This window comes from Pseudomonas sp. K5002, assembly GCF_013386655.1.
Taxonomy (GTDB): domain Bacteria; phylum Pseudomonadota; class Gammaproteobacteria; order Pseudomonadales; family Pseudomonadaceae; genus Aquipseudomonas.
This window is the reverse complement of sequence record NZ_JACARK010001441.1, coordinates 1-804: the sequence shown is the minus strand read 5'-3', so window position 1 is coordinate 804 and position 804 is coordinate 1. Positions and strand designations below refer to the sequence as shown.

Sequence of the window (804 nt, the reverse complement as noted above, 5' to 3'; positions counted from 1 at the left end):
CGCTCGGGCGACCTGGCCCGCGACCTGGCCCGACAGCTCGACATCCCGCTGCCGGCCCTGCCCTGCTCCGGCACCGCCGCGCTGATCATGGCGCTGCGGGTGTTGCAGCAGCGCACGCCTGGGCGCACCGAGCTTATCGTGCCGGCCTATACCTGCCCGCTGGTGGCCCTGGCGGCCCATCACTGCCCGCCTTTGCGCGTGGTGGCGTGCGATCTGCAGCCCGGCAGCATCGACCTGGACGAACACCAGCTGGCGCAGCTGTGCAACCAAAACACCTTGGCGATCGTCGTCACTCATCTGGCCGGGCGTGTGGCGGATGTGGAGGCTGCCAAGCGCATTGCCGAGCCACTCGGCATTGCGGTGATCGAAGACGCCGCCCAAGCCATGGGCGCACTGGATGATGGAAAAAGCGTCGGACTGAAAGGCGACATCGGCTTTTTCAGCATGGCGCTGGGCAAAGGCCTGACGACGGCTGAAGGCGGTGTGTTGTTCAGCCGGGATCCGGCGCTGCATCAGGCGTTGCACCAGCAATGCCGGCAGGACTTGCCCTTCAGCCTGCGCTGGGAAGTGCAACGCAGCGCCGAGCTGTGGGGCTATGCCGCGGCGTATCAGCCCCGCGGGCTGAGGTACGTGTACGGCAAGCCGCTGCGGGCGGCGTTGGCGCGGGGCGATGAAGTGGCGGCGGTGGGCGATGATTTTTCCGTCAACGATATTCCGTTGCACCGCCTCGGCGGCTATCGCCAGAAGGTCGGCGCCGCAGCCCTGGCCCGCTTGCCCGAGCATTTGCAGCAAGGCCGCCTGCGG

The 804-nt window shown here is 67.8% G+C and carries 1 protein-coding gene; it reads left to right on the top strand.

Annotation, left to right across the window (positions count from 1 at the left end; all coding sequences use genetic code 11):
• Window positions 1-804 (top strand): DegT/DnrJ/EryC1/StrS family aminotransferase (locus HX846_RS37055; RefSeq protein WP_178967441.1); only part of this gene is annotated, 804 nt, incomplete at both ends.